Origin of the sequence: Paenibacillus amylolyticus, from assembly GCF_047302515.1 — a bacterium.
Lineage (GTDB): Bacteria > Bacillota > Bacilli > Paenibacillales > Paenibacillaceae > Paenibacillus > Paenibacillus amylolyticus_G.
Genome location: NZ_CP168019.1, coordinates 2,532,257 through 2,556,514, shown reverse-complemented (window position 1 = coordinate 2,556,514; position 24,258 = coordinate 2,532,257). Strand labels below are relative to the sequence as shown.

Sequence of the window (24,258 nt, the reverse complement as noted above, 5' to 3'; positions counted from 1 at the left end):
ATGAAATGGACCAGTAAAAAAATCCTAAAACAAAATGTGACCAAATGCCGTCCGTAAGAGTGTTAGAGGTATAAAGGAGGGCATAACAACCATGCAGCGATCAGTGCCCCAGCTGGGCGATCATGTGATGAAAGTCTATGAGACATACGCGGATACGCTGTTCCGGATTGCCATGGTGCACCTCGGCAGACGAGAAGACGCGGAGGAAGCCACTCAGGATACCTTCATCAAACTAATAGAAAAAGCCCCTACGTTCAACGATGCGGAGCATCAAAAAGCATGGTTGATTCGGGTCATCACCAATCATTGCAAATCCTTATTAGGCAGAGGCTGGCGCAAACGGGAGGTCAAACTGGAGGGAGTCGATCCTCTTACAACAGACAACCCTGAAGATCACGCGCTGATCGAACTTGTGCTGTCACTGCCCGTCAAGTATAGATCGGTGGTTCATCTGTATTATTACGAAGATTATTCGATCCGAGAAATCAGCGAGATCCTGGAGATTAGCGAATCAGCAGTGAAAATGAGATTAAAACGTGGCAGACAGCTGTTAAAACTGGAGCTGGAAGGAGAGGAACTGTAATGAACGAAGAACAATTCAAACAAAACTACAAGAAAGCGGTGGATCATATGAAAACAAACGAACAAATGAAAAAACGGGTAGAGCAATCCTTAAACACGCAACATCAGGGACCAAAACGTCAACGTAAACCACTATACATTGCAGCAAGTGTTGTTATCGCTGCCAGCATTGGATTGGCTGCGCCAAGTGTATGGCAACAATTCAATGGGCCAGCCGCACCAACACCACAGGTGGCAGCGGTGACTCCAGGCGCGTCGGTTGACCCGATCGTGATTCCGAAGATGGAGTTGCCGAGTTCACAGGGCAAAGGCGCGATGGCTGATATGATGCAACTGGTTGTGTATGGAGGAAGCGTATATACGCAGTCCCCAACATTGCTTGAAGGCGCAAATGCACTCAACCTGCGGGGGGATAAACTGGGTACCACCACTGGCGGCATTGATGAGCTGAGCGGCCAGGATAAATATACGGAGCTTGCTTCCAACATTGGCGAAGCTGACATCTATGCTGTTAATGGCTACGATAAGGACTTCCGCATCATGTCCTACACCGAGATCGATGGTCAGGTGTATGCCCAGCTATTCGACAAGAACAACGGGATCACCATTGGTACTGGTGCCGACCTGATCGGCAAGCTTCATCTCGAAGGCAACATCGCCTCGGCGCAATGGGAGACGTTTAATAGCTGGAACAACGGATTGCAGCAGCTTCAACCGTTACCAGCGGATGAAGCACTGGACAACTTTATCTCATCGCTAAATGCTGCCAAACCGATCGCAACGAGCCTGGAGTTGGAAGAGAACCTCTACGGCAAGGAAGATCGCAAGATCATCTATCTCACGCTGGAAGATAAAACGCAGGTCCCACTGGTTCTGTTTGGTGATGGTCTGGTGCGTTACGGTAATGTTCCGGCATTCCTGGAAGTGGAGGAAGGCGCGTTCCAATCATTCTGGAACAGCTTGGGTGAGTAAGGCGAAGACAGAAATATGGCTGCACCAAGAAGAGCGAACAGGGCACGCAAGTGCTTTGTTCGCTTTTTTCATCAACAAACATTCATTTGATAGGATTAGGCAATAAAATGATATGAATAGGATATGGATTCTTTCCTCTTTCAATGTAAAATGGGTACACCTAGTTTTAACTAAAAAGAAACAGGAGGTTAGATGAATATGAATCGAATCGAAAAGAGCCAGGAAACATATAAAAGGCTATTCGGCGAGGGAGTTCCAGCGGCATATGCTACACATCCTGAATTTCAGGACATATTGAGTCGCTTCATATTTGGTGAAATTTTTGATCAAGGTGCCCTTGACGATAAGCAACGTGAGCTTATTACTTTGGTCGTACTGGCTACTAATCAAACGTTGCCACAGCTCAAAGCACATACTCGTGCAGCGCTAAATGTTGGGTTGACACCAACGGAGATCCAAGAAGCACTCTATCAATGCGCACCTTATTTGGGATTCCCCAAAACCTTAAATGCCATATCGGAAATGATTGAAGTGTTCAAAGAGCGAAATGTTGCACTGCCTCTCGAAAGTCAAAAACGGGTTGAAGAAGATAATCGCTTTGACAAAGGACTTGGTATTCAAAAAGAGATTTTTGGCGATATTATTGAGAAAAACCGGGAAAATGCCCCGTCAAATCAGAAGCATATACAGGACTATCTTTCAGCATTTTGCTTTGGTGACTTCTATACCCGCGGAGGTCTGGATCTGAAAACACGAGAACTTCTTACTCTTTGTATACTAAGTGCACTCGGAGGTGCGGATAGTCAAGTCAAAGCACACGTTCAGGGTAACATCAATGTTGGCAATAATAAAGAAACCATGATCACCGCTCTAACTCACTGCCTTCCCTACATGGGATTTCCTCGAACACTAAATGCTTTAGCCTGCGTTAATGAAATCATTCCAGAGAAATAATCTTCTTTATTTGAAACAACAGACAGTTGATTATCCCAATCAACTGTCTTCTTCTGGTTAACAGGAAGGTATAGTAAAGAAATGAATGATTCAGGAGACACTTAAATGAATGTAAATCAGGAGGAATTATGGAGTTAAGAGTACTTCGATATTTTTTGACAGTAGCTCGAGTAGAAAATATCACACATGCTGCAACGATCTTACATGTGACACAGCCGACGTTAAGCAGGCAGTTGGCTGATCTGGAAAAAAATTTAGAAACTCAATTGTTTATACGCGGGAAAAGTAAAATAACACTAACAGATGCAGGCATGCTTCTACGTCAAAGAGCAGAAGAAATTCTCACTCTTGCCGATAAAACGGAGAAAGAGTTTAAAGATCAGAACAACCTTGTTGGAGGAACCGTATCGATCGGGAGTGTTGAATCATTAACGTCCAATGTTATTTTACAATTATTAAAAGACTTCAATATGGAGTATCCGCAGGTTAAATATCACATCTATAGTGGAACGGGGGATGACATAAAGGAGCGAATCGATAAAGGACTGCTCGATGTGGGCATTTTGTTAGAGCCCATCCACATTGAGAAATACGATTTCATCAGACTGCCCCAGAAGGAGCGTTGGGGAGTCCTTATGAAGACCTCATCACCTCTTGCCCAGAAAGAATATGTCACTTCAACCGATTTAGCCGGAGTGCCTCTGCTCATATCCAGCCGATCTGTCGTACAGAATGAGATTGCAAGCTGGTTTGCCGATGAGTATGCACATTTAAACTTTGTTGCGACCTATAATTTAATATCTAACATACTTAACCTCGTGGAGGAGGGGTTAGGAACGGCCATCTGTATTGAGGGTGCGCTTGCAATGAAGCAGTCTGACACATTATGCTTTAGACCTTTTCAACCGGAACTTCAGTTTCCAACAGTGATTGTCTGGAAAAAACATAAGGTATTCAGTCAAACGGAGGTACGTTTTTTGGAACATATCAGGCATGCCTTTCAGGCATAATAAAGTATGAATTATAGGTATTGGCTATAGCTGTTTATCAGATGATATTTTAAAGGTGTAATGAATGCAGCCTTTATGTATTTCAGATAAATAGCTTTTTTTATTGCAAAGAGAAGTTATTTAGAGCGCTTTTGGTCTCATTCATTTAGATGGCAACAACAAGAGGGGGCATTATTGGATGAGCAAGAAATACGAGAAGTTGGCTCAAGATATTGTAGAGAAAGTGGGCGGTAGTGAGAATGTATCCACTCTGACTCACTGTATGACTAGGCTTAGATTTGCACTGAATGATACTAATAAAGCAGATCAAAAAGCGCTTAAATCGTTTGATGGTGTTATTGATGCGGTTGAGAGCGGCGGACAATTTCAAGTCGTCATCGGCACACATGTTGAAGACGTTTACAAAGAAGTGATCAAGCATCTTCAACCTAACGCGAGTTCATCGGGTGAACCAACTCAAGCTAGGAAAGTTAGTATTTTGGGGAAATTAATCGATTTCGTCTCGGGAACATTTAGTCCGATTGTTCCTGCTATAGCTGGGGCTGGTATGATCAAGGCATTACTCGCTCTACTTATTTTGTTCAACTGGATTTCAAAAGATTCCCAAACCTACTATGTCGTAAGTCTTATGTCAGATGCTATTTTCTACTTTTTACCATTCTTGTTGGCGTTTTCAGCTGCAAACAAACTAAAATGCAGTCCCGTTTTAGCACTCGTTTTAGCCGGTGTTTTACTCCATCCCAACTTGACACAATTACGTTTGGATGGGACTGACGTAAGTGTTTTTGGAATCCCGCTAACTCTTGTATCTTATAGTTCTTCTGTAGTTCCAATTCTCTTAATAGTTTGGTCACAATCATATATTGAATCGTTGTTTAAAAGGATCATTCCGAATGCAGTGAAAGTTATTTTTGTTCCCATGTGCACTATTTTAGTAACGGGAATTCTGGCTTTAACCGTATTAGGACCACTGGGGTCATTTTTCGGAACGTATTTAGCGATGGGCTTTGACTTCTTGGGCGCACATGGTAGCTGGCTGGTTATTTTCCTGGTTGCAACCTTCTGGCCAATACTGGTTATGTTTGGACTACACCATAATATTGTGCCTCTATCCATTGCTCAAATCACCACATCAGGTTATGAGAATATCCTCGGTCCTGGAGCGATGATCAATTGTATAGGTCAAGGTGTCGCGGCATTAGTTGTAGGGATGAGAACCAAGGATAAAGCATTAAAACAAATTTCTGCTTCCAGTGGGATCACAGCGTTGATGGGAATCACGGAACCAGCTCTTTACGGCGTAAATTTACCGAAGAGATACCCGCTTGTCGCGGGTATGATTGGAGCTGCCAGTGGGGGACTCTTTGCAGGGCTAATGGATGTTTCTCGTTACGCAACAGGCGCTTCAGGAATCCCGGCGATTCCTCTGTACATTGGTGAAAATATCTGGAATCTATATAACATTTTGATCGCACTTGTTATAACAACTGTCGTAACTGCTGTGCTTACCTATTTGCTCAGTTTGAAATATGAAAAAGATGCACCTTCACAGAACACTGTTTCAAATACGAACGCAGGGAGTGGGGTTGCGGATGAAGTCATTACAATTAAAGATTCTGTTATTGCAACTCCGCTTAAAGGTCAGCTTATTCAACTTCAGGATGTACAAGATGCAGCGTTTGCCTCAGAGGCAATGGGTAAAGGAATTGCTATTGAACCTAGCGAGGGGAAAGTCATTGCTCCATTTGATGGCATGATTGTGTCCCTATTTCCTAAGAAACATGCTATTGGACTATTATCCGATGAAGGAGTCGAAATTCTTATTCATGTCGGCTTGAATACGGTAAAGCTGAACGGAAAATATTTTGAAGCTTTTGTTGAAGAAGGTCAGAGAATCACAAAAGGACAGACCTTGCTGACTTTTGATCTGGACAAAATCAGACAAGAAGGATATGTCACTCAAACGCCCGTTATTGTAACCAATTCGTATAGTTACTCGGATGTGATCGCAGAGATTAGTCCCCAAAATATTGATTTTAACAATACATTATTGGTTGTCAAAGCTTAACAAAACTACAGGTTAGGAGTGTGTTTTAATGACTTTAAGAAAAGACTTTTTGTGGGGTGGGGCAGTTGCTGCTAACCAATGTGAAGGTGGATATGCAGAAGGCAACAAGGGACTATCCACAGTTGATGTAATCCCGGCAGGGAAAGATCGTGTTCCTGTCATGCGAGGGCAATTAAAAATGTTGGAGTGTGATCAAGAGCATTTTTATCCGAGTCATGAGGCTATTGATTTTTATCATCGTTATAAAGAAGACATTGCTTTATTAGCAGAGATGGGCTTTACGTGTTTCCGTTTATCTTTGGCATGGACTCGGATCTACCCTAATGGAGATGACGAGTTACCCAACGAAGAGGGCTTGAAATTCTATGAAAATGTATTTGATGAATGTTTGAAGTATGGCATTGAGCCGTTAGTCACCATTACCCATTTTGATGTCCCTATTCATTTGGTGAAAACCATTGGATCGTGGAGAAGTCGAAAAATGGTGGATTATTATGAGAGATTGTGTGAAACGATCTTCACCCGTTATAAAGATAAAGTGAAGTATTGGCTTACCTTTAATGAAATTAACATGCTCTTGCATCTACCTTTTGGCAGCTCAGGTCTAGTGTTTGAAGAAGGTGAGAATGAGGACGCTGTGAAGTATCAGGCGGCTCATCATCAATTGATCGCAAGTGCAAAAGCAACTGAAATTGCGCGTAGAATTAACCCGGCATTTCAGATTGGGTGTATGTTAGCGGGCGCCAACACTTACCCTTATACATGTGCACCAGATGATGTCTGGAAAGCCATGACAAGAGATCGCGAGCATTACTTCTTCGTCGATGTACAATCCCGGGGAGAATACCCAAACTATGCCAAGAAAATGTTAGAACGAATGAATATTCATTTAGCCATGGAAGACGGGGACGAGGAATGTTTGAAAAATAATACGGTTGATTTCGTTTCGTTCAGTTATTATGGTTCACGATTAACCAGTGCAGACCCGGAAGTAAACACACAAACGGCAGCTAACCTGTTTCCGACACTGCGCAATCCTCATTTGAAAACAAGTGAATGGGGATGGCAAATCGATCCTGAAGGTCTCAGAATTACAATGAACTCCTTGTATGACCGCTATCAAAAGCCACTATTCATCGTTGAAAATGGTTTAGGAGCGATAGATACTCCTGATGAGACGGGATATGTTGCTGATGATTATAGAATCGAGTATCTACGTCAACACATCCAAGCTTTCATAACAGCAGTGGAAGAAGATGGCGTAGAGTTGTTGGGTTACACGTCCTGGGGATGCATCGATTTAGTAAGCTCAAGTTCTGGAGAGATGAGTAAACGATACGGTTTCATACATGTCGACAAAGATGACGCTGGAAATGGTACGTTGAAACGCAACAAGAAAAAATCCTTTGAATGGTTCAAAAAAGTTGTTCAAAGTAACGGCAAAGAACTCTAATCGACTGAGCAGTAACGTATGAAGTCATCGACTTATGCGTTACTGCTTTATCCATTTATCGTAGCATCAAGGCTAACTATCGGCCATATGGAGCAAATACAAACATTAGGAGTTGGTTTTTTATAATATCCATGGAGAAGCTTAAAACATATTCGTTATTGTCCGTTGCGTTATTAAATTCTTCAGGTCCAGTGATTGCCGCTAACATTCCTGCGATAACCAATGATTTTCCAGAGATATCGGTAACACATGTAGGATTATTAACGACCATACCTTCATTATTTGTCATTCTTGGTGTGTTAATTGCTAATCGACTTGAACTTCTTATTGGGAAGAAAGCAACTATACTAACTGGATTAGGACTTGTTCTCATTGCGGGAGTATTCCCTGCATTGTATCATGACCTTTTTTCGTTGCTGTTCATTTCTCGCTGTTTGTTTGGGTTAGGTGTAGGTTTATTTAACCGGCTCATCATTCAGATGATCAGTGATATGTATCATAAAAATCCAGGTAAACAAGCAACCGTAATTGGCTTAGAAAGTGCCTTTGAGGGATTAGGAGGCATTTGTCTAACACTACTCGTTGGTCAACTATTGAAAATGGGCTGGCACACATCATTTTATGTCTACGCCCTGGCACTTCCTATTTTCATTGCATTCCTGATTTTCGTTCCTTCTGATAAAAAAGAGCTTAATAGAAGAGAAGAGGTCACCACGAATCCAAGCCACACAAATAATAAAAAAGCCCTTCAAGTCATGATTGGTCAAGACCCCATTTAGTAGACATTATAAAAAAAACCCTAGGCTGCAAACTGGCGTCGGTACTCTACCGGCGTCAGTTTTTTTAGTTTCCGTTGTGGTCGTTTTCGGTTGTAAAAACGGATATACTTTTCGATTTTGCTTTGTGCTTCGGTAAGCGTTCGGATATGATAAGGATAGAGTCCTTCCGTTTTGAGATGCGAGAAGAAACTCTCCATCGAGGCATTGTCATAACAATTTCCTCGGCGAGACATGCTGATTTGGGCGCCAACCTTTGGCAGCATGTCGTGGTAAGCATGAGATGTGTACTGGAATCCCTGGTCGCTGTGAACGACTAGTCCGGTCACGTCTGTTTGCTTCGCAAACGCCTTGCTGAATGTGCGGAGCACCAGTTCATTGTCATTGCGTTCGCCTATTTCGTAGGCCACAATTTCGTTATTAAACAGATCCTTTATGGCTGAAAGATATATCCAGCGCTCTCCCACACGATACTGGGTAATGTCCGTGACCCATTTCTGATTCGGTTTTTCTGCACTGAAATCTCGCTTCAAGCGGTTCTCTGCTACACGCTGCGCAGGTGCATACGAGCTGTTGGAGCGCCGTTTACGACGGATTCGAGATTGAATACCGAGCATTTGCATCAGGCGTAGCACCTTTTTGTGGTTCATCCAAATCCCCTGATCTTGCCAAAGGAACAACTGGAGCTGCCGATAACCATATTTGCCTTCATATCGTTGATACGTTTGAAGCACCTGTTTCTTCGCCTTTGCGTCGCGATCGAATCGTTTACGTTTTACATAGGCATAAAATCCACTCCGTGACACGCCAAACACATCACAAAGTTTCTGGATATCCCCGTATGCCGCTACTTTTTCTATGATCTGAAATCTTTCTTGTTTGCTTCCTCCTTCCAGATTACCAAGCACTTTTTTAGCAACTCATTCTCCCGTTTCAGTTTTTGCACATAGCGTTCTTGATCCAAATATTCTTTCCGTCGACCTCGCTGATCCATCAGTCCAAACTCGCCTTGTTCCCGGTGTTTTCGCATCCAGCGTTTCATTCGTCCCGGGTCATGAATTCCCAAATGTTCATTGATCTTTCGGTAAGTCCAGCCCTCAACCGTATGCAGACGAATAGCCTCTTTTTTATCTTCTCCGAATACGTTTTATACTTTTGTCCTTTAATCGCCATAAAAAAATGCACCCCCTAGAATTTCATCGGCTAAACCCAGGGGTTTTTCCAATGTCTATTCTAAGGGGTGCACTCCATGATTGGCTATGGTCTCTTATTATTTGTGATTGTAGCTATCTTCATCAATTATAATTTACAGATTACTCCTTTGATTTTGGAAAAAAATATCGGAACTGCGACAAACGGAAGCAACATAATTGCATTTATAGGTTTGGGAGCTTTTGTTGCCGGCTTTTCTTTTGGAAAAGTATACAAAACATTCGGTAACTATATCGTTCCATTATCGATTCTGTTACTTGGAAGCTCGATGTTCGTTACGACGATCTCGCAAAGTATTATTCTTACTACCGTGTGCTCAATGATCATCGGGTTTTCATTCCGCTGTATAATGCCCTATTTATTGCATACTTTTGCTCAACACATCGCCAAAGTGGCAAAGTTGGGTACCACCATTGTTCTGATCGCGTATAACTTGGGAGCCACACTTTCACCGTATGAGGGAAGGATAATTACGCAATTATTACAACTAGATACAGTGCAATCATTAATCTCCAGTAATGCAATGATCCTATTGTTGGTTTCAGTAGCTAGTTTTGGAGTGGTAACCCTTCATCGCAAAAAGAAGAATATTCAACAAACATAGAAAACAGGGAACTTCTTGATATGGAGTTCCCTTGTTTTAGAGTAAGTTGTATGAACCGTTTAATTAGAATTTTTGTAATACACCAAGTGATCGGTCCATTCATTATTTTCGTGTATAAACCCTATTTTCATAGTCGTCTTTCTGTAATGGTCGGATGACTAGCCGTTCTTCTGAAATATGATCAAATTTTTTCTGCTTTTAATATCAAAATGACATCTCCTTTGGATTGAATTTATGCTCATGGCATAGCACTGAAATAGTCCATAACCACGCTGCGAAACTCTAAAGCGGCTTTGGAAATATATCTGTTTTTGTGCGAAAGTAGAGCGATTTCCCGAACGAGCTGGTGTTCCTCTACCTGAAGATATCTAATGCGCTCATGCGGGTTTCTGGCTGTGCTAGGTATAAATGCTAGACCAATCTCCGCTTCAACAAGGGCTGTTAATCTTGCAGGCTCATCACCTTCATATACATACTTCGGTAGGAAACCAGCGGATTGACATACGGAATCTACCATATCACGAACCCCATACCCTTGCTTCACCCCAACAAACCGCTCGTCCTTAAGCTCGGTTAATTGAATGCTGCTTCGGTCTGCATATCGATGACCCATAGGAACAGCGACTACAATCGGATCGTCATATAGTATCTGACATTCGATATCGTCACCTTGAATCGGAGGGGAGGAGAGACAAAAGTCCACCTCGCCCCGATGTAGAAGTCTGGACATGTTTTCTAACGAAACCATTTGCACATGGAACTGAATATCCGGCTTGTTTTTCCGGAATTCCCGCAGTATACCTGGCAATGTGCTCGCCGTAGTCACCGCCAATTGCAGTGTACCCTGATCCGGGTTGGAGAGGTCAGCGATTTCCCGCTTTCCTTGTTCCAATTCAAATAAGGCTTTTTCAGTTCGCTGAAGAAATGTTCTTCCAAAGTCGTTTAGTCGCAGCTTTCTCCCGATTCGATCAAATAAAGGGACTCCCAAGTCGTCCTCTAATCGTTGTATCGTTTTGCTCAGGGAGGATTGCGTGACATGCAGCTTTCCCGCAGCTTCCGTAACATGTTCGCATCGGGCCACTGTCAGGAAATATTTTAGTTGAAGAAGTTCCATTTACACCATTCCTTCATTCCTTCTAGTTCATCAAATCATAACATATAATGCGTTGGAATAAATGAATAGGTTCAAGTAAGATAACAGCAGAAGAGAGAGAGGTGCACCAATGAACGTTCGAAATAAAGGATTGATGTTAGCTGTTGGATTCGGAATTATGTTGAATCCGTTGAATTCCTCCATGATTTCGGTGGCAATCTCCAGGCTACAACAAGTGTATCAACTTAATTTTACAGCCGTTTCGTGGATTATTTTATCATTTTACATTGCCAGTGCTGTCGCTCAACCCGTCATGGGCAAGTGTAGTGATTTGTTTGGCCGCAGGAAGATATTCCTCATGGGTCTTGTTATTGTTTTTGTATCGTCCATGTTAGCTCCGTGGTCTCCCAGTTTTTCGTGGCTCATCGTATTCCGGATCGTTCAATCAATTGGCACAAGCATGATGGTGGCCGTCGGAATGGCGATTGTCAGAATTAACGTGACTGAAAAACAAGCCTCCGCCTTGTCCACCTTGGCTATATTCCTTTCTGGAGCGGCTGCAATTGGACCTTTTATTGGTGGAGTATTGATTCATTGGTGGGACTGGCACAGCATATTCTTCGTTAATATTCCGTTTGTCTTGGCGAGTTTTTGGTTCGCCTGGAAAACAATTCCGAAGGACGAGCAATCTCCGTCTATCTCTGGTCACATGTCCATTCGGCAATGGCTTGCGTTAATTGACGCACCAGGTATCCTGATGTTTACGGTAGCTTTGGTGACTCTGCTCATCGGTTTACTTTCAGTAAATTCCACAGGAGATATTTCAACATGGCATCTGCTGACAGGGGGGATCGGGTTAATCGCACTCGTCATGTTCATCCGACATGAATTAAAAGCAGCCACGCCTTTTATCCCTCTGCGAACATTTTCCTCATATCCGGAGATGACTTGGGTGAATGTGCAATACATGCTGGTGAACATCCTGTTTTACGCACTTTTTTTTGGAGTTCCTACGTATTTGAAGCAGGTACGACATCTCAACGAAGTTCATACAGGAATGAGTATGCTAGCTTTGGGGTTATGTTCAGTCATTATTGCTCCGATCGCAGGGCGCTGGATTGACGGATCAGGATCACGGCCAGCTCTGATCGTATCCGCTTCTTTAATGACATTTGGCTCTATATTGATCGTTGTTATGAATGAAACTTCTCCAATCTTCATAATCATTGTTGCTTTAGCTTTATTTGGAATAAGTAATGGCCTAAACGCGGTCGGCATGCAAGCAGCACTGTTTAAAAGCACACCGAAAGAAATGATCGGAGTGGCATCGGGTATTTTTAATACATCACGCTACCTGGGGACCATTTTATCGTCGTTATTGATTGGAATTGTTATGGGGGATACATTCAATGTGACAGGATTTCAGAAGCTTGGAATCATCCTTACGGTATTAGCTGCATCACTGATCATCATGAGCGTACGTCGCGAGGCAGGTGCGGTGAGTCCGGAGAAAGTAAAATAGAGAATTTTCCGTGCAATAACACGTTTACACCCAATGAATCAATAGCTCCATTGGGTGTATTTTTTGATTTTCACCAAGTTGTCAGAAAGAGTTGATCCTTTCTTGAACGTTTAGGGTAGAAGAGGTGTCTTTGATTGAATTAGGTAAAAATAAAGATATAATAATTTTGATTAATAGGCTTGGTTAGTACTTTAAGTGCATCAAGGTGTGGCAAGATATCGTCATACCTAACTTTGTGAATTTTTTCGCAACTCTGCATTGAGCTTGGCCAAAGCTGATATTGAATGTTTCTAAATTGAACAGAGTTTGAAAGGAGGCAACACAAAGAATGGCTATTGATACGGTGTTATGGAGCAGGTTAGTGACTGGTTTGACGCTGGGATTTCACGTGATTTTTGCAACGCTTGGTGTCGGCGTACCTTTGATGATTGCTATTGCAGAGTTCATCGGCATTCGGAAGAAGGATCACCATTACATACTTATGGCAAAGAGGTGGTCACGAGGGTTCGTCATATCTGTGGCTGTTGGTGTTGTGACAGGCACAGCGATCTCACTGCAGTTGGCCTTGGTATGGCCGAATTTTATGAAGCTGGCCGGGAATGTCATTGCACTGCCACTATTTATGGAAGTATTCGCATTCTTTTTTGAAGCCATCTTCCTGGGAATTTACTTGTATACGTGGGATCGGTTCAAAAATCCGTATATCCACTGGTTGCTAACTATCCCAATTGTCGCCGGGGCAGGCATGTCTGCTGTTTTTATTACAACAGTGAACGGATTCATGAACCAGCCTGAAGGTTTTGTTATGGAAGCAGGTCAATTCATGGCAGTGAACCCCGTGCAAGCGATGCTGAATACGGCGACGTTCTCCAAAGTGTTCCATGTATTAAGCTCGGCTTATCTGACAGGAGCTGCCCTGTTAGCAGGAATAGCAGCCTTTGCGATGCTGAGAAAAGGAGTGTCAGCCTACCACAAAAAAGGCTTGAATCTCATGATGGCCGTTGTGCTGGTATTCAGTTTATTAAATTCCTTAGCTGGAGATGTGTCTGCCAAGTTTTTGGCTGAGCATCAGCCGGAGAAGCTCGCAGCTGCCGAGTGGCATTTCGAGACGGAAAGCGGCGCGGATTTGATTTTTTTGGGATGGCTGAATGCAGAACATGAAATTATAGGCGCTCTTCATTTGCCGAAACTGCTCAGTTTCCTTGCCTTTGGAGACTTTAACGCCGAGGTAACCGGGCTGAACGAATTTCCACCAGATGAACACCCGCCCTTACTTGTGCATTATTTGTTTGATCTAATGGCTGGTATTGGATTCGCTCTGCTTGCTATATCAAGTCTGTACTTCCTGTTTGTATTCTGGAAGAAACGTAATCAGTTTAACAAGTGGATGCTTCGTATGGTTGCACTGAGTGCACCGCTTGCTTTTCTAGCCGTTGAGATGGGTTGGTTCTATGCAGAGATCGGGCGGCAGCCATGGATCATCCGAGGTTATATGCGGGTAGAAGAGGCTGCTACTTCTTCACCGAGTGTGAGAATTTTATTTTTTGTCTTCTTGCTTCTCTACATCCTGCTAGGCGTTATGTGTGTCGTCGTACTGAGACGGTTGTTCAATAACAATCCTGCTGAACTCGAGATGGAGAAATGGTTGAAGGAGAAGCATGATCAATCAGCCAAGAAAGGGGATCAGGTCTGATGAGTTATGAATTAATTGGTATTTCGGTACTCTGGCTGTTCTTGTACGGCTATCTTATTGTAGCTTCCATTGATTTTGGAGCAGGTTTCTTTGCCTTTTATGCACGCCTGACAAAGCAGGATCATCTGATTAATCGTCTGATCTCCCGTTATCTATCACCTGTCTGGGAGATCACCAATGTATTTTTTGTCTTTTTCTATATTGGTATCGTCGGATTTTTCCCGGACACGGCCTATTATTATGGCTCCGCGCTGCTTGTTCCAGGAAGTATTGCCGTCATTCTACTTGCCATTCGTGGGTCGTTCTATGCTTTCGAAAATTATGGTTCCAAAAAAAGTATCGTGTATTTGTTCTTATATGGAGCTACAGGGTTGCTTATTCCAGCGTCATTATCAGTGGCACTGACCCTGTCTGAAGGTGGCTTTATTTTGAAGCAGGGAGATACCGTTTCCCTGGATTACTGGGCGCTATTTACGAATCCATTATCGTGGAGCATCGTTGGACTGGCGATCGTGTCCGTATTGTTCATTAGTGGGTCATTTCTCACATTTTACGCTTCTCGCGCAGAGGACCATTCGGCATTGAAGCTGATGCGGAACTATGCTTTGTTCTGGAGCACACCGACCATTATTCTCGCGCTGACTGCATTTATATATTTGGGTCAACACAATGAGCGTCATTTTCAAAATATGATGGATTTATGGTGGCTGCTGGCGCTTTCCGTTGCGTTTTTCATGATTGCCATGTGGCTGTTATATAACGGACGCCGTTATGGTTTAGCTTTTATATGCATCATGCTGCAATTTCTCACAGCCTTTTTCGCTTACGGGATTGGGCAATATCCTTACATTCTCGATCCATACATCACCATTCAGAGTAGCGCCACATCACCTGCAATGGGCTTTGCACTCGTCGTTGTGTTTATCGGTGGTCTGTGCCTGTTAATTCCTTCTCTTATTCTGGTCTTCAAACTGTTCCTGTTTGATGCGGATTATGTGAAAGGGAAAAAATAAAGGAGGAGCGTTCAATGAAGAGGAGAGCCAAATCCAATCTGATCTCGCAACAAATGTCTTTACAACGAAAAAACAGACTTCTCCTTGCGATCATTTCGCTGGCCCTTGGTGTAGCTATTATAAGCCAGGCCACCTTGGTGGCTGAAGCAGTCCAGCGAATCTTTGTAGAGAAAGCTTCCTTTTCATCAGTGATCCTGTTGCTTGGCCTATTACTGGTTGTTATGGCTGTACGCTCACTATTGTCGTATGGTAATGGGAAAGTGGGCTTGCATATGGCAGCCCGTGCCAAGACGAATATGCGAGCATCTGTGTTGCAAAATCTGACCCGCGCTTCCATGCCTTCAACCCTTCGTGGGCAGACGGGAGGAAAGGTCAGCGTTGCTTTGGATGCTGTGGATGAGGCTGACAGTTATTTCAGTCAATATATGCCTCGAATGATGGAAGCTGCGATGATCCCGATTCTGATTCTGGTTGTTACGTTTACGCAGCACGCCAACACAGGCTGGATTATGCTGTTTACGGCACCGTTTATCCCGCTGTTCATGATCCTGGTTGGGCTCCAGACAAAGAACAAATCAGAAGAGAAATACGCGCAACTTGCCGAGTTTTCCGGTACATTCCTGGATTCGCTTCAAGGGCTGGTTACGTTAAAAATATTCGGACGGGCTAAACGTCAGCAACAGGAAATTGAACGCAGCAGTCTGGGGTATCGTGATGCCACCATGGGCATTTTGAAGATTGCATTTACTAATACGTTTATGCTGGAATCCATTGTGATGTTAAGCATTGGTATCGTCGCGCTTGAACTGGCTATCCAGTTACTCGTGTTCAAATCGATGAGCTTCCACACAGCCTTTCTCGTGTTGTTACTCGTCCCTGAGTTTTACAGTCTGTTGAAGAATACAGGAACGGCTTTTCACAGCGGGCGAACCAGTATGGGGGCCATTCGCAAGGTGGAACAGATGCTCGCGGACACTAGTGTCAAGAGCACACAAACGAAGCCTGAAGAAGGACCGGATCAAAGCGAATTAACCGATGTCGATGCAATTGCAAAGACGGAAGAGCTTCGTACAGCTCGTGCCGAGTTGATTCCAATGCCACCAACCATTGAACTGAACGATGTCCGATTCCAGTACACACCTGATTCCTTTGGACTTGAGACAGGACAGATCTCGATTGGACCGGGAGAACAGATTGCTATTGTAGGCAAAAGCGGCTCAGGTAAAACCACGTTGCTTCATCTCATTGCCGGTTTACTGAAACCAGATTCGGGAGCGGTTCTGGTTAACGGAAGCCAGCTTTCGCAACATGATGAGGCTGCATGGTTTGAACGTGTTAGCTATATTACACAGCATCCGTATATTTTTGCAGGTACATTTGCCGAAAATATAGCGATTGGCGCGGGTCGGAACGTCTCCAGAGCTAAAATTGAGCAGGCGGCAGAGGAAGCAGGACTTGCTGGCGTTGTCGCTCAATTGGAGCAGGGACTGGACACATTTGTTGGTGAAGGTGGCCGGGGGCTGTCTGGTGGGGAAAAGCAGCGACTTGCCTTAGCACGTGCTTTTCTGAAGAGACCATCCGTCATTTTGTTCGACGAACCCACCGTAGGACTGGATCTACACACCGAGCGGGTATTGCAACAATCTATTGCGGCATTAGCCAAAACGGCAACGATGATTACGGTGGCACACCGTTTATATACAATTCAACATGCGGACAACATTTTGTTTATGGATAGTGGGGTATTAGTGGATTCAGGACATCATGAAGCGCTTCTGGCGCGCCTGCCTCAATATGCGGAGATGGTTGATGTACAACGGAAAGGAGGGTTAGCATGAATGAGCTGACGATTCTGTCAAAAGCGATGATTCAGGAGCTCAAGGATATCTTGCTTTCGATATTGGGCGGATTTATCGCCGGCATAGCAGGGGTAGCTCTCTTTTCCGCGAGTGGGTATATGATATCGCAAACGGTATTTGCGCCACCGCTGTACACCTTAATTGTACTCACCTCCATGGTCAAACTACTTGGTTTCCTTCGAGCGGCAAGTCGCTACGGGGAACGCTTGTATTCGCACAGGGCAACATTCTCCATGCTGAGCCGTTTGCGGACGTCCTTTTTTGCCAAACTGATCCCGGTAACGCCAGGTATATTGAACAAAAACCGAAGCGGGGATCTGCTTGCGCGGATCGTGGGTGATGTGGAAAGCTTGCAAAATTACTTTTTGCGGGTCGCGTATCCACCCATCATGGTCGTTATGGTGTTTTTGGCTACCATGCTGTTCACTTCGGCCTTTTCGATCTGGATTGCGTGTTTGTTAGTACTAGGTATGCTGATTACGGCATTTGTTGTACCAGGTATTGTCTTGTTAGGTCAGCGAAAAATACACGGACGTGTCCGCCAGCAACGGGCCTTGCTGTCCACGGAAGTAACCGAAGTGTTGTATGGTTTCAGGGATTTGAAAGTGTACGGCCAATTGGAACAGCGTGAGCAACAGCTTCAGCAGGCTTCCGCTGCATTGGCAACGGAACAGAAACAAGCCGCTTCGCACCTGTTGCGCGGGCAATCCATGCACGTTTTTGTGACGTATCTTGTTACATGGGGTGTGCTAGCACTGAGCGCCTTCTTAATTGTGAATGGAGCGTTTGCCGGTGTATTTCTCGCCATGTTGATCCTGGCCACGCAGACCGTGTTCGAAGAAGCTGCCGCAATGGCTATATTGCCTCTATATAAACTGGACAGTGAACACGCCGCTCAGCGACTGGCGGAAACGGTGCCAACCTCCGATGTGCAACCTGTACAGCCAAGCGGTGAAGTGTCAGCCGATCAGTCGGTTTCGATTGAACTATCCGGTGTTAACTTCCAATATGAAGGGGAATGGAGACCGGCGCTGAGGGAGCTCTCCCTGCAACTTGCAGCAGGCTCCAAAACAGCGATTGTCGGGCCGAGCGGGTCAGGTAAGTCAACGATTATCGATCTGTTACTCAAGCTACGTACACCAACGTCTGGCAATATCCGGTTAAACGATGTTCCGGTGCAGGAATTAAATGAAGAGAGCATTTGGCAAAACGCGAATGTTGTGTTGCAGCAAAGTCATTTCTTCCGGGGAACCATCCGGGACAACCTGTTGCTGAATGGAGAAGAACATTCAGATGAACAACTGTCGGCTGTGCTGGATAAAGTCCAACTGTCGAATAAGTTGTTGAGTGATTTGGTTTATGAAAAAGGGGAGAACCTGTCGGATGGTGAGAAGCAGCGGCTGGCTCTCGCACGGGCCATGCTACGCAAAGGACGGTTATGGCTTCTGGACGAGCCAACTTCTTCGCTGGATTACGTCACAGAACAACGTGTGCTCCAGCATCTTTTTGCACAAGCTGCCGAAGATACACTTCTCCTGATCTGCCATCGGCTGACGGGATTGGAAGAAATGGATCGGATTGTGGTCATGGACCAAGGCAAGATTGTGGAATCGGGTTCCTTCTCCGAGCTGATGGAGCAAAAAGGTTATTTTTATGAAATGAAACAAATTGAACGACAAATGATTGGAGACGCTGGGGCGTAAAAACGAATATCAGTCCTATTCAAGGTGTCGGTAGTATTTAATAGCAGGCTATAGAACATTACTGATGTTATCTGTTCTCATCAGTAAGTTGTTCTTTAGTCTTTTTGTTGATCCATCGAGAACATCGTAAAGTGAGCAAACATTCACTTGTATGAACTCAAATGATGTATAATGACGCAGGAACTCTATAATCAACATGAAATAAATACAAATTTAAACTAGCATGAGCTGAGGTGTACGATGAATCGCTTATTACTCGTAGAAGATGATGATAATCTGGTGTTTGGTATTCAATATACATTGTCCAATGAAGGATATGAGGTCGTTGTGGCGGGGAACTTGGAAGAAGCTAGACAGGCACTGCAGGCAAAGTCGATCGATCTGATTTTGTTGGATGTCACTTTGCCTGATGGATCGGGATATCAACTATGCAGTGAGATTCGGGTAACGTCGCAAGTGCCCATTATCTTTTTGACGGCTTTGGATGAGGAAGCAAACGTAGTCGCAGGGCTTGATCTCGGAGCAGACGACTATGTAACCAAGCCTGTTCGAACCAAAGAACTTATTTCACGAATTAAAGCCGTATTACGACGTAACAACAAGGGAAAACAAGAAGTAAGCTTATGGATATCCGATAACATCCAGGTGCGTATTTTAGAGGGAACTGTACTCAAATACAATAGTGAAGTTACACTGACGGCGCTTGAATACCGACTACTATTGATGTTGATCTCTCATCCGAAGCAGATATGCAGCAGAAGTTCAATTCTGAATCATCTCTGGGATCTCTCGGGTGACTTCATTGATGATAATACGCTCTCTGTCCATATCCGCAGATTAAGAGAGAAAGTCGAAGATATTCCTGCAGCACCACAATATATCGTAACCGTTCGGGGGATCGGATATAAATGGAACGTGGAAGTTATAGGGAGATGAACATGTTTGAAGTCATGCGAAATCCAGAGTGGAAATCCATCGCCATTAAAGTGCTTGCTCTGCAAGTTCTTTTGTCGTTAATGATGTTTTTATACATGCAGCATCAAGTTGATAGCATCAATACAACTATCGTGAATCAAAATAGCGCCCTAATCGGACATCTGTTGATGAAAAATCCCCAGTTGGAGAGTGAGGTGATTCACTTTGTTACCCAAGGAGCCCAGACCGATGAAATCGCTAAGGGGCAACGTATCCTTGCACAATACGGTTATCAGGAGGACATGCCTATAGAAGAGCAGCCGGCTCTTTCAGGACGAGCATTACCCTTAAAAACAGCGACTCAAGTATTGTTGTTCCTGATTCCACTCATGGTATTGCTTCTGTGGGAGTATCGTACATTTTTCGTAAAAATCAGAACCATTTCCCATGCGGCGGAGCAGGTTGTGGAACAGCAATTCGATAAAAAACTGCCTGAGACGGAGGATGGAGACTTCGGTGCGCTCGGCCGGAGCTTTAATGCAATGGCTGGAAGATTAACCAACAGCTTGGAGCTACTCCGGCAGGAAAAAACCTTTCTGCGCAATCTGTTATCCGACATTTCCCACCAGCTGAAAACACCCCTGGCTTCTCTGATTGTGTTCAATGAAAATCTGCTGAATGATCCCGGGATGAAAGAAGAAATGAGAATGACGTTTTTGGAACGAAGTCGGCAGCAGCTTGATCGAATGGAATGGCTCATCATCAGCCTGCTCAAGCTGGCACGAGTCGAAGCAGGCGCAATTGGATTTCGAAAAGAAAGGATCGAGCTAAGGGAGATGTTGGAGAGCGTTGTCTATTCACTCCGGACGGTAGCAGATCAGAAGCGGCCAAACATGTCCATCCTCGGAAGTGAGAATGCGTTTGTGCAGGCAGATGAAGAATGGCTTAAGGAAGCTGTCATGAATTTGATAAAAAATGCACTGGAACACACCCCACCAGAGGGGGAGGTTCGAATCCATTTGGAGGAGAACGCACTGTTTGATACAATCATTATTCAGGACAACGGCGAAGGTATTCATCCCGATGATATGCCTCACATCTTCAAGCGATTCTATAAAGGAAAGAACCATAACAAGCCCAACAGTATAGGGATTGGTCTGGCTTTGACCAAATCGATCATTGAGGAACAACAAGGGATCATTACGGTGGAGAGTGTGCTTCAAGAAGGGACAACATTCAGAATTTCATTTTTCAAAAAAGAGAGGACTTAAGAAGAAGCTTACGATAATGTAAGCTTCTTCTTCACTTCAACGTAAGCTTCCACACCTATAATAACAATCAAGCAATGTTAATCATACAACTGGAGGTACAACAAGGTGGAAATTTTGAAGACCGATCATTTATGTAAAATATACGGAAGTGCTGAGGCTAGGGTGGAAGCATTGAGAGATGTTAATCTGTCCGTCAATCAAGGAGAATTCGTTGCGATCGTGGGCGCCAGCGGATCTGGCAAAAGCTCATTGCTGCATCTGCTCGGGGGAGTGGATCAACCGACAAGTGGCCACGTCATTATTGACGGTATGGACCTGTATTCTCAAAGTGAAAATGAACTGGCTGTGTTCAGAAGACGCAAAATCGGTTTTATTTTCCAATCATACAATCTGATCCCGGTGTTAACTGCGGAAGAGAACATTAAATTGCCGATGCTGCTTGAGAATAAACATGTGGACGAGGGTTATCTTGAGGAATTATTGAGCGTGCTGGGACTCAGCGATCGAAGGCAGCACCTTCCGTCCCAATTATCAGGCGGGCAACAGCAGCGAACTGCAATTGGACGTGCATTGATCAATAAACCATCGATTATTTTGGCTGACGAACCAACGGGCAATCTGGACAGCAAGAACAGTAAAGAAATCGTAGATCTGCTTACCTACTCCGTCAGAAAGTACAATCAAACCTTGATTATGATCACACATGATTTGAATGTGGCCCAGCGAGCGGACCGTGTTGTAAATATAAAAGACGGCACACTCTTGCAGCAAACAGGGGTGAAAGAATCGTGAATAGGTATACCAGTCTTACCCAAAAATATTTGCTAGGGCAGAAAAAAAGATCAATACTCACGATTGTTGGTATTATTTTGTCCGTGACACTACTTACAGCCATCGGAACCATTGGCCTTAGCTTCAGAGACAAGGTGGTTCGACAAACCGTTCAAGAGTACGGGGATTACCATGTTTCTTTTAACGGATTACCAGGAGAAGCAGTCTCAAGAGTCGTCAATAACACATCCGTAGAGAGTGCTGGAATTATCAGCAGAGAAGGTTATTCGGTCATCAGCAAAACGAGTGAGAAAGAAAAGAAGGAAAACCCGTTTGCTGCACCTTATCGGTATTTGAATCTCAAAGGCTATGATGCCGATGCGATGAACATGCTCCAGGTTCAGCTGGATTCGGGCAGGCTGCCCAAAAATTCGCATGAGGTTCTTCTTTCGACCTGGAGCCTGGATCGTTTTGCGACCAAACCAAAGCTTGGAGATTCGATTACTCTGAGTCTGGGAGAGCGAACTGTCGCATCAACCGGGGAGATCAAACCGATCAATGGCTTGGGTGATTTTGGCTGGGATCTGGATGAAGACTTTCACCCACAAAAAGAGAGAGAATTCACCGTTGTAGGGTTTATGAAGACAGGTACTAACGCTTCGTGGTCTGCCAGCTTCATTTTACCAGCCATCACGTATGAAGATAATGAAAAAATCGATGCGGATAAAAATTATTTTATTTATGTCAAAATGAAATCGATGAATCATATTAAGGCGAAGACGGAAGCGATGATTTCTTCGTTGAAGCTAGAGCAAGTGGATCAAGGCTCTGCCATAGCGTTGGATAAGGATATTCAATATAAAAATATTCGAGTCGAATATAATAATGAACTGCTTAAGCTGTATGGCAAAAGCACCTATGAAGGTGTAAATCATAGTTTGTTATATGCATTCGCAGCAATCATCATTATTATTATGGGTTGTACGAGTGCAGTGATATATAATACGTTTCATATTTCTGTTCTGGAGCGGACCTCCCAATTCGGAATGCTGCGGTGCATTGGGGCTACCCCATCACAAATACGTAAATTAGTTCTCAAAGAGGCGACAATACTCAGTCTGATTGCCATTCCTATTGGATTATTGACAGGAACTGTTTTTATGAAACTTCTGTTTTACAACATCAGCTTTTTGGCGTTGGGATTTCTGAATGATATGCAAATGGTCATCTCCCTGCCAATTTTGATCATCGCCGGGGTACTGGGATTATTGACTGTTTATCTGTCGGCAATCGGACCAGCGAGACTGGCAGCGAAGGTATCCCCACTTGAGGCGATTCATAGCTCGGGAAGCACCAAGGTGGAGGACATCACATCTGTTCGAAAATCAAAACTGCTGGGAAAACTGTTGGGTATTGAAGGACAGTTTGCCAGTCGAAACATCAGGCGGAACAAAAAGCGTTTCCGCATCACTGCCTTTTCCATAGTGGTCAGCATGATTCTATTTATTGTTTTTAGCGGACTAGCTGGTTTGCTGGGGCAGACATCGCAATCAGGTATCGATTATTCCTACTCGGTTATCTATGAAGGACCTTCCAAACGGATCGATGATTCCGTATATTCTGACATTGTTAAGCTTGATGCAGTAGAACATGCTTATCCGTATTACATTAATCAAGTGATGGCTACCTTTCCGAAAGAAAAAGTGAATCCCAAGTACTATGAACTCCGTCCAGGAATGTATTCTGTTGAAGAAGGAGAGGGGTATCGCACAGATAACAATTACCTCGAATCTTACGGAGATAACGGACTCGATGCTCTGAAATCCAAACTAACGGCTGGTAAGATCGACAAAGAGAAGATGAACCGGGAAAATGGTGTTATCGTCAATCAGAAATTAAGAATGACAACAGAGGATGGCAGACAGATCGTTATGGATCAAACCCAATTCAAGGTTGGGGATCACATCAAAGTACGCAGCTTGGACTCGGACGAGAAGGGTCGTGGTTACACAACAATGACGGTAACTGGAATTGTTGATCAAGGCTTATTGTCGAGCAACTACAATGAGAGTGCAGTGCTTGAATTCATAACGACGCCTGAAGTCGTAGAGAAGGTTACGGGAAACGATACGTACTCCAGAATCTTTATTCTTGCCAAATCCGATATTTCCAACAAACCAATCACGGACTATCTCAAATCCTTGCCTCAAAAAGATGCAGGTTACAGCTACACAGATAAGGTGGAACAACTTGCTCAAGCTAAAAACGACGCGACAACCGCCAAGATCTTTTTATATGGATTTATTGGTGTCATTGTCCTGATTGCCTTTCTGAATATACTGAACACCGTCAGCACCAATCTCATTCTACGTTCCAAAGAATTTGCGGTACTCAAAGCGATCGGCATGGCACAGCGTAATGTTGGGAAAATGATCCTATTAGAAGGTGTTTTATACGGCCTATACGCTGCGGTATACGGTAGTATACTCGGAACAGTACTGAGCTATGGCATTCATCATCTCTTCAAAGGTGCTTTCGACGTAGGTTGGGCCATTCCATGGTCTAGTATTGTTCTTGCTTGTGCAGGTGCCATAACAACAACACTCGTTGCTACAGTTTGGCCGATGTATCGATTAAACCAAACGAGTATTGTAGAGGCACTGAGAAAGGAAACCTAGAGAAACTGGAGAACTATAAAATAGAATATCCCTTAAAAAAAGTCGCATAAATAGAGTGCGACTTTTTTTGTTTTTAAGAAGCTTGGTTCTTATGCGGTACATCAGAAGA

The 24,258-nt window shown here is 43.9% G+C and carries 20 protein-coding genes; 17 read left to right on the top strand and 3 right to left on the bottom strand.

From position 1 onward, the window contains the following. Window positions 1-91 precede the first annotated feature (91 nt). From ACDJ59_RS10905 to ACDJ59_RS10875, 7 genes are all read left to right on the top strand, one after another. Window positions 92-583 carry an RNA polymerase sigma factor gene (locus tag ACDJ59_RS10905; RefSeq protein WP_413408859.1) on the top strand — a complete coding sequence of 164 codons (492 nt, stop codon included), beginning with the start codon at window positions 92-94 and terminating at the stop codon, window positions 581-583. Beyond that, complete coding sequence (locus ACDJ59_RS10900; RefSeq protein WP_413408858.1) at window positions 583-1,554, top strand: hypothetical protein; 972 nt, start codon at window positions 583-585, stop codon at window positions 1,552-1,554. Before ACDJ59_RS10905 ends, ACDJ59_RS10900 begins: the two co-directional genes overlap by 1 nt. Window positions 1,555-1,752: 198 nt before the next feature. Beyond that, entirely contained in the window at window positions 1,753-2,508 is a 756-nt protein-coding gene (locus ACDJ59_RS10895) for a carboxymuconolactone decarboxylase family protein (protein ID WP_413408856.1), read from the top strand. Between the two features lie 128 nt (window positions 2,509-2,636). Beyond that, complete coding sequence (locus ACDJ59_RS10890) at window positions 2,637-3,518, top strand: LysR family transcriptional regulator (RefSeq protein ID WP_413408855.1); 882 nt, start codon at window positions 2,637-2,639, stop codon at window positions 3,516-3,518. A 178-nt stretch (window positions 3,519-3,696) separates the two neighbouring features. Continuing rightward, on the top strand, window positions 3,697-5,586 hold the full coding sequence (locus ACDJ59_RS10885; protein ID WP_413408853.1) for a beta-glucoside-specific PTS transporter subunit IIABC: 1,890 nt from the start codon (window positions 3,697-3,699) through the stop codon (window positions 5,584-5,586). Window positions 5,587-5,614: 28 nt separating this feature from the next. Continuing rightward, window positions 5,615-7,039, top strand: a complete 1,425-nt coding sequence (locus ACDJ59_RS10880) for a 6-phospho-beta-glucosidase (protein WP_413408852.1) — start codon at window positions 5,615-5,617, stop codon at window positions 7,037-7,039. A gap of 131 nt (window positions 7,040-7,170) precedes the next feature. Then, window positions 7,171-7,818: an MFS transporter gene (locus ACDJ59_RS10875; protein WP_413408851.1), complete on the top strand. Its 648-nt coding sequence runs from the start codon at window positions 7,171-7,173 to the stop codon at window positions 7,816-7,818. A 20-nt stretch (window positions 7,819-7,838) separates the two neighbouring features. Here ACDJ59_RS10875 and ACDJ59_RS10870 read toward each other — a convergent pair whose 3' ends face one another. Continuing rightward, a complete protein-coding gene (locus tag ACDJ59_RS10870) occupies window positions 7,839-8,723 on the bottom strand; it encodes an IS3 family transposase (RefSeq protein WP_413406016.1) in 885 nt (294 codons plus the stop codon). Further along, window positions 8,672-8,893: a hypothetical protein gene (locus tag ACDJ59_RS10865; RefSeq protein WP_413409775.1), complete on the bottom strand. Its 222-nt coding sequence runs from the start codon at window positions 8,891-8,893 to the stop codon at window positions 8,672-8,674. The genes ACDJ59_RS10870 and ACDJ59_RS10865 overlap by 52 nt, the downstream gene beginning before the upstream one ends. A gap of 171 nt (window positions 8,894-9,064) precedes the next feature. Between ACDJ59_RS10865 and ACDJ59_RS10860 the strand changes: the two genes are divergently transcribed. Beyond that, window positions 9,065-9,631: a hypothetical protein gene (locus ACDJ59_RS10860; protein WP_413408850.1), complete on the top strand. Its 567-nt coding sequence runs from the start codon at window positions 9,065-9,067 to the stop codon at window positions 9,629-9,631. 238 nt (window positions 9,632-9,869) lie between these two features. On the opposite strand, the gene ACDJ59_RS10855 is transcribed toward ACDJ59_RS10860, so the two are convergent. Beyond that, the gene (locus ACDJ59_RS10855) at window positions 9,870-10,745 is read right to left on the bottom strand and encodes a LysR family transcriptional regulator (protein ID WP_413408849.1); all 876 of its coding nucleotides are present in this window, start codon (window positions 10,743-10,745) and stop codon (window positions 9,870-9,872) included. 109 nt (window positions 10,746-10,854) lie between these two features. Between ACDJ59_RS10855 and ACDJ59_RS10850 the strand changes: the two genes are divergently transcribed. The 9 genes from ACDJ59_RS10850 (at window position 10,855) to ACDJ59_RS10810 (ending at window position 24,149) form a co-directional block, all read left to right on the top strand. After that, window positions 10,855-12,246, top strand: coding sequence for an MFS transporter (locus ACDJ59_RS10850; protein ID WP_413408848.1), 1,392 nt, complete (start codon window positions 10,855-10,857; stop codon window positions 12,244-12,246). A 328-nt stretch (window positions 12,247-12,574) separates the two neighbouring features. Next, entirely contained in the window at window positions 12,575-13,939 is a 1,365-nt protein-coding gene (locus ACDJ59_RS10845) for a cytochrome ubiquinol oxidase subunit I (RefSeq protein ID WP_413408847.1), read from the top strand. After that, window positions 13,939-14,952, top strand: coding sequence for a cytochrome d ubiquinol oxidase subunit II (locus ACDJ59_RS10840; protein WP_179086461.1), 1,014 nt, complete (start codon window positions 13,939-13,941; stop codon window positions 14,950-14,952). The genes ACDJ59_RS10845 and ACDJ59_RS10840 overlap by 1 nt, the downstream gene beginning before the upstream one ends. Window positions 14,953-14,966: 14 nt before the next feature. Continuing rightward, a complete protein-coding gene (gene cydD / locus ACDJ59_RS10835; protein ID WP_413408845.1) occupies window positions 14,967-16,790 on the top strand; it encodes a thiol reductant ABC exporter subunit CydD in 1,824 nt (607 codons plus the stop codon). Next, window positions 16,787-18,514: a thiol reductant ABC exporter subunit CydC gene (gene cydC / locus ACDJ59_RS10830; RefSeq protein ID WP_413408844.1), complete on the top strand. Its 1,728-nt coding sequence runs from the start codon at window positions 16,787-16,789 to the stop codon at window positions 18,512-18,514. The genes cydD and cydC overlap by 4 nt, the downstream gene beginning before the upstream one ends. Window positions 18,515-18,754: 240 nt before the next feature. Then, window positions 18,755-19,450 (top strand): response regulator transcription factor, encoded by a 696-nt coding sequence (locus ACDJ59_RS10825; RefSeq protein ID WP_413408843.1) that lies wholly within the window; start codon window positions 18,755-18,757, stop codon window positions 19,448-19,450. Continuing rightward, complete coding sequence (locus ACDJ59_RS10820; protein ID WP_413408842.1) at window positions 19,423-20,700, top strand: ATP-binding protein; 1,278 nt, start codon at window positions 19,423-19,425, stop codon at window positions 20,698-20,700. Before ACDJ59_RS10825 ends, ACDJ59_RS10820 begins: the two co-directional genes overlap by 28 nt. 105 nt (window positions 20,701-20,805) lie before the next feature. Then, a complete protein-coding gene (locus ACDJ59_RS10815) occupies window positions 20,806-21,492 on the top strand; it encodes an ABC transporter ATP-binding protein (protein ID WP_413408841.1) in 687 nt (228 codons plus the stop codon). Next, window positions 21,489-24,149 carry an ABC transporter permease gene (locus ACDJ59_RS10810; protein WP_413408840.1) on the top strand — a complete coding sequence of 887 codons (2,661 nt, stop codon included), beginning with the start codon at window positions 21,489-21,491 and terminating at the stop codon, window positions 24,147-24,149. The genes ACDJ59_RS10815 and ACDJ59_RS10810 overlap by 4 nt, the downstream gene beginning before the upstream one ends. The last annotated feature ends 109 nt before the right edge of the window (window positions 24,150-24,258 follow it).